General features: G+C 33.5%; 5 protein-coding genes and 1 pseudogene. 3 read left to right on the top strand and 3 right to left on the bottom strand.

Going from position 1 to position 6,524, the window contains the following annotated elements:
• Both BLP68_RS04915 and BLP68_RS04910 read right to left on the bottom strand, forming a co-directional pair.
• Positions 1 to 204, bottom strand: a pseudogene (locus BLP68_RS04915) (IS5/IS1182 family transposase); the annotation flags it as partial.
• A gap of 127 nt (positions 205 to 331) precedes the next feature.
• Complete coding sequence (locus BLP68_RS04910; protein WP_091540727.1) at positions 332 to 2,938, bottom strand: transglycosylase domain-containing protein; 2,607 nt, start codon at positions 2,936 to 2,938, stop codon at positions 332 to 334.
• A gap of 249 nt (positions 2,939 to 3,187) precedes the next feature.
• Between BLP68_RS04910 and yunB the strand changes: the two genes are divergently transcribed.
• Both yunB and BLP68_RS04900 read left to right on the top strand, forming a co-directional pair.
• Entirely contained in the window at positions 3,188 to 3,871 is a 684-nt protein-coding gene (gene yunB / locus BLP68_RS04905) for a sporulation protein YunB (RefSeq protein WP_242876902.1), read from the top strand.
• A gap of 194 nt (positions 3,872 to 4,065) precedes the next feature.
• Positions 4,066 to 4,689 (top strand): stalk domain-containing protein, encoded by a 624-nt coding sequence (locus BLP68_RS04900; RefSeq protein ID WP_091540724.1) that lies wholly within the window; start codon positions 4,066 to 4,068, stop codon positions 4,687 to 4,689.
• 122 nt (positions 4,690 to 4,811) lie between these two features.
• On the opposite strand, the gene BLP68_RS04895 is transcribed toward BLP68_RS04900, so the two are convergent.
• Entirely contained in the window at positions 4,812 to 5,639 is an 828-nt protein-coding gene (locus BLP68_RS04895; RefSeq protein ID WP_091540722.1) for a Nif3-like dinuclear metal center hexameric protein, read from the bottom strand.
• A 342-nt stretch (positions 5,640 to 5,981) separates the two neighbouring features.
• On the opposite strand from BLP68_RS04895, the gene BLP68_RS04890 reads away from it, so the two are divergent.
• Positions 5,982 to 6,509, top strand: coding sequence for a hypothetical protein (locus BLP68_RS04890; protein ID WP_091540720.1), 528 nt, complete (start codon positions 5,982 to 5,984; stop codon positions 6,507 to 6,509).
• Positions 6,510 to 6,524: the final 15 nt, after the last annotated feature.

Genomic DNA, 6,524 nt, shown 5'->3' with positions numbered 1-6,524 from the left:
CTGAAGTAAAGTCATTTTAAAAAGAACTACTGGATCAACAGATGGACGTCCATTATCATGACAATACAATTCTTCGACTTCGTCATAGATAAAACTAAAATCAATGTATTTATCTATTTTTCTTAGTAAATGGTCTTCTTTAACTAGCTCTTCGAGCATAACAAACTCATAAGAAGTTTGCTTATCTTTAGCTTTAGTAAGCATAATTCATCACCTCATTATACATATTCGACATCGATTGGATAAATCCTTTTTGAATAAAAAAAAATCCACCCTTTTCAGGTGGACTTTGTCAACAGTCTCAGAACTGTAGCCGAAGCTACAGTTCTTTTTAATCCTGATTATTTCTTATTGTTCTACCGATATTTCGCAAAAGATTATTAACAATGTCATCTTCATCGTTATCAATACCACCCATACCGTCATTTGAATCTATAACAGCATCCTCATCTTCATTATCAATTTCCTCATCATTTTCCGAACCTGGCCAAGGATTAATATCTAACCAATCAGTTGTAGGATCATAATATTCTCTTGGAAGCTCATATATATAATCTCTTGGTATAATGCCGCCATGCTCTTCAGGGAAATATGGTATTGCTCGTTGAACAAAAATTTTCGATTCAACCTCCCATGGTGGAGTATGCTCAGTGGCTAGTTTTCCAGTTGGTATATGAACATCAGCCAATACATGAATATCACAAACCTCATCGGCACGAGGCTCAGTTCCTTTAATGAAAATCTCTGAACGTACCGTACTACCTCTAGGATCATGGGCACAAAGGTCAGATGCACGCTTACCAGATATTTTACAAATATTAACACTTATGATGTTGTCAGGTCTTTCAAAATTCTTTGGACTATAATCTTCATGAACTCTTTCCATTACTTTTTTCCATAGTTCAGTAGCTATACGACTACCATCAGATAAGGCCCTTGGTAAATCATTACCTACCCAGACTGATGCTGTGTAGTATGGCGTAAAGCCTACAAACCATGCATCTTTATTTTCTGTTGTGGTACCAGTTTTACCTGCTACTTGAATATGAGAATTACCTCTATCTAGCCTTGCTCTAGAACCAGTTCCAGAGGTTACAGCTGTTCGTAGCATATCTGTCATTATATAAGAAACTTGTGGTGTTAAAACACGGGTAACATTTGGGTTATTCTCGTATAATAAGTTGCCATGTCTGTCATAAATTTTTGTAAAGGTAATTGGCTCAATATGCAAACCTTGGTTTGCATAGATACCATAAGCAGTCGTCATATCCAATGGTGTAACACCACGAGTCATTCCACCTAAAGCTGTAGAGAAGGTTTCGTCTGAATATCTTTTATTACCGATTACTACAGGGTCTGAGCTTCTAATTACTGTAGAAAGTCCCATCTTTTCCATGTATTCAAGCATTGTTGATATAGCAGAACGCTCATCGGCCCCCAGCATATTAGCAACAATAACTGCTCCCACGTTACTTGACTGTTCTACAGATTCACGGAAGGTTATTAATCCAAAATACTTATCCCTATACCAGTTATTAGGCCATGGTTGATTGGGGGTGTTTTTATTAAAATATACAGGTATATCATCTATTACAGTAGCTGCTGTAAAGCCTTGATCTATAGCTGCTGTATATGCTGCTATTGGCTTCATCGATGATCCAGGCTGCCTTGGTGAAAGGGCACGATTAAAGATTTTTTGTCCTGTAATCATTCTGCCTCCAACAAGAGCTTTGATTTCTCCAGTGTGATGATCTGTAATTACCATGGCAGACTGTGGTTGTATATTTCCTTCAGCATCTCTTATAAGATTACCTTCACTATCCTTCAATGTACCAGGAAAGTTTTCAGGCTTTTCGTATTCTTCCTCTAGGATTTTTTGAATCCGAACATCCATGGTACTATATATACGAAGACCACCGGAATGCAGGAGATTACTAGCTTCATCTCTAGTTTTGCCTATAGATTGTAATGCATTAATTACATCTCGTTTTACAAGATCGCCGAAGTAAGAGGAAATTTCTTCTGCAAAAAACCTGTTTGGCTTTAGGCTTGACTTAATATCCTCATTAAGTGCTTCTTCATATTCTTCATCGTTAATGTAGCCTAGCTCATTCATCTTTGACAATACTGTTTTCATCCTATTTTCATAGGAATCGCGGTATACAATTGAGTAAATGGAATCTGAACTGTCTAATACAATATGATCATCTGTGATACTATCCTTGGGCAGAGTCATAAATGGGCTATATCTACTAGGATGACGAGTAATACCAGCCAAAAGCGCTGACTGAGCAACTGTAAGTTCATCTACACTTTTTGAAAAATATATTTGAGCAGCTGCTTCTACACCATATGCACCACTACCAAGGTTTATTGTGTTTAAATAAGCTTCTAGTATTTGTTCTTTGGTTAACTGACGATTGATTAAGATACCATAATAGGCATCTTGAATCTTCCTTGTATAGGTCTGCTCATATGAAAGAAATATGATTTTAGCTAATTGCTGATTAATTGTACTGGCACCTTGTCTAGAGCCTGTACGAAGATTGGTCCAAGTAGCACCAAAAATACGTTTTACATCGACACCATTATGAGTCCAAAAACGTTCATCTTCAATAGCTATAAATGCATCGATGAGGGTTTGAGGCATCTGGTCATAATCAATAATAATTCTATGGCCTTCACCCTGTATCTTTTCAATTACTCGCCCTTCAGAATCTAGAATAAAGGAACTCTCATCCAATAAATCATAGATATTGGTTGCATCAACAGGGTCAGTATCTCTGATAATACCTAAGACAATTCCAGCAACTGCGCCTCCTCCAATAAAACCAATCAAGATTATTGTTAATATTAAGACACGTATGATGCTGATTTTTCTATTTTTATTCTTTTTTCCTTTTTTATTATTTTGATCTGATGATTTTTTCTCTGACATTAGAATACCTCCAATTAAGAATATGCTTGTTTACTAGAAGCTAAAAAGCATAAATCAAAATTATTATATCATAACTAAGATATCTTGTTAATTAAATAAAATATTATATGTGTCAATTATAACACAAAATTATTTGTTATAGAGTATTATACAACATTTGATATTCTATGCAGTTACTGGGACTAAGGATAACAAACAAGAACTATTAGCCACAAGAGAACATATAATATTTAAAAGGGGGGTGTTTTTTTGTATATTAAGGCCAGAAGGCGAAAAAAGCTCTTGAAGTTCAAAATTATATTTATAATTTTCTTTTTACTTCTCTCCTCTACATTGGCCTTTGTATACGTCGATCGAGAAATTATGCCTACGGTTCAAGCTATAGGTGAGCTAAAGGCACAGGAGGTTACAACAAGGGCTGTGAATCAGGCGGTTAGTTTAGTGTTAGAAAAGGGTATTAAATATGATGATTTGATTTTTGTCAAAGAGGATGATGAAGGTAGTATAACCCTGATGCAAGCCAATACAATGGCCATGAATAAGGTGGCATCAGATGTTGCTTTAACCATTCAGGAACAGCTTAATCAAATAAAAACTACCTCTGACCGTATTCCATTAGGTAATGCATTGGGAAGCCAATTATTAGCACAATATGGACCTAAAATTAAGCTGACTGTAACTCCAATTGGAATGGTGGATGTAAACTTTGGTACAGAATTTCAACAATCTGGCATAAATCAGACACGACATCGAATTTATTTAATTATAAATACACACGTACGAGTAATTGTACCATTTAGTACAAAAAGAATTGAGGTAACCACTTATATACCTATTGCAGAAACTGTCATTGTTGGTAAGGTTCCTCATACATATATACAGGTTCCAGAGGATCGGTTTTTAAATATTACACCGATAAATGATATTAACTAATAATAAAAAGAAAGACAATAAAAGCCACATCGTTCTAGCACTTTGTGGTTTTTTTTATATGCAAATAGGTATTGAAGGAGAAATATACAAAAATAATGAAGATTAATTAATAAAATATGAAGGGAAATTTTAGTTATTGTAGAATAATGTAGAAGAATCGCAAATTTTGACACAACTCAAGGAGGATAAACAAAATGAAGAAAAAAATGATTTTAGCTCTAACTATTATGTTATTTGTTACTACGGCTTTTGTAAGTGCAGCCAGCGTAAATGGTGAATTCAAAGGATTCCCTGTAGTTAATGTTAAGGTGAATGGTACTACTGTAGATAGTAGTGTACCTGCTGTGAACTTTTTCGGTAGTACATTACTACCTGTTAGAAGTATTGCAGAAACATTTAATGCTATAGTTGATTGGGATGGAGATACATGGACAGTCAACCTAATTAAACCAGATGTAGATATGATGTTTTTTGAAGATATATGGTTGGACGAATATGAAGATTTAAATTTTACACATGCCTTCAAATATTCATCAACTGGATACAATTCCCTTTTTACACATACTCAAGTAGATGGATTGCCAATTGGTACATATGATTTAAGAGTTGTTATTTTGGACCCAAATAATCAAATTATTTTTACAACGCAAGAATATACATATACTATTGAAGATGAAGATTTAAATGCTTTTTATTTGACAAACTATTACGAAGATATTTACTTTAAGGAAATTGGCAAATATAAATTTCAGTTTCAGATTAAGATAAATGATAAATATGAAAGTGTTTCGGAGAAAGTATTAATTATAGTTGACTAATTATATTGTAGAAGGAATTCGATAGCAATAAAAAGAGTAGAGGTAATTAAACCGACCCCCTTAGTTAAATTTTTGGTCTAACTTTTAGGGGTCGGTTCATAACCATCTACTCTTTTTTATAATTATTTTGGATCAATTAAGCCACTCATTCTAATAACTTCTATACCTTTATCCTCCAGAGCTTTTGCAAACTCGTTAATACCTACAGAGTCACTTGCCATGTGACCGGCAACAATTACGTTTCCACTATTTTGTTCCTTTACGGCTTTGATTACGTCTTCAGGCATATGCATAACAACTAATGTCCCTACTCCTGCTTCGTAGTAGGCTTTATGTACATTTACGCCGCCACCTGTACCACCAGCCATAGTTACAAAGGGTTTTCCCGCATAGTCATCTTTACTTCCTACTCTAATTACCGGCTTTGCCAGTGTTTTTTGATATTCTGGTAAAGTTTCTAATGCGTCTATAACATCCTGCAGAGTAGCCTTTGGATTATCCTTAAATTTTTCATCAAGAAGTTTTTGAACCTTTCTTTCAGCTAAAATATCTGTTGGTGTATGTATTCCTATGAAGGGCATTTTTAATAACTTTGCTGCAGATACAGCTCTATCATAGTTTGAAACATGAAGAGCTCTTTCAACTTCACCCTTTTTTTCACTTAATGCTTTTTGCGCTTTATTAATAGGAACACCAGCCCTAACCATACTGTCAATTTGATTATCCATTACCTTATGTAGGTTAATTCTTGGACTTCCTCCAGTAGGATGGTGAGTAATTACTAAATCTACCCCCAGCTCTCTAGCCAACATCATTTCAGCTAATTCCATGTCTACACCAATAGCCACTTTCTTAATGTTTTCGCCTTCCACGATTATTCCAGAATCTACTGGTATTTCTTCTAATCCAACTAAATCTAAGGCAACCTTCATTATTTCTTTTGTATTCATTATGGACTCCTCCTATTAAAAATAATTTATATATAAATAATGTCTTATGTATATTATATAAAATTACATATCAATAATCAAATAGAAATGTGCGTGTAGTAAAAACATATTTAGGGAGGGGAAATTTTGTTTGATTTAAATATTAAAAAAGGTAAAACTAGAGGCTTATAGAATTTAGTGATATAATATTTTGTGTAGAATTATAAAAAAAATTCATATAGTGTAGTAGTGTTAATAAAAGTATTATTTTTAAAATGTGTAGTTCCTACATGAACATAAGGGAGTAACAGTAGCAAACAATGTCAACATAATAAAATGTATATAGTATAAAAGGAGTATAACATGAATAAAAAAAGTACAATTTCCCTATTAATGGCCATTGCTTTAGCTGTATTAGTTATAGCTAATATTAATGATAAAACTTCATTAGAGTATATAAAAAGTTTAGATGACAGCTATGCTGGTCAAGAAATATCATATGAACATCCTGATAGAAATGGAGTTATACAAATATATAGGAATCACGAAGGAATTAATGTTGTTTCATTAAGAAGAAGGAGTATTTTAGGCTGGAAAATGACTAAGATGGATCAATTGAAATTTAATGAAGGACCTGACTGGAGATACATTGAAATAGAAGTTAACAAGAATCATGTTATTCCACTGGTTTATGGTTTTATAAAGGATGATATAAATAGCTATACAGCATTACAGATAATAAATAAAAAAGACAATATAGAGAGGTTCCCAAATTCAAATTTGTCATTTAAAACAGAAATCAGAGGTTGGTATTTATTCATGGATGGACAATCTCAGGCTTCGTCAGAATTTCAATTAATAAACTTCGAAACTGGTGATACTATATATTAAATATTAGTAGTCAAA

Source organism: Alkaliphilus peptidifermentans DSM 18978, assembly GCF_900101495.1.
Lineage (GTDB): Bacteria > Bacillota > Clostridia > Peptostreptococcales > Natronincolaceae > Alkaliphilus_C > Alkaliphilus_C peptidifermentans.
The sequence above is the reverse complement of the archived record's forward strand: the minus strand, read 5'-3'. Positions and strand labels throughout refer to the sequence as shown.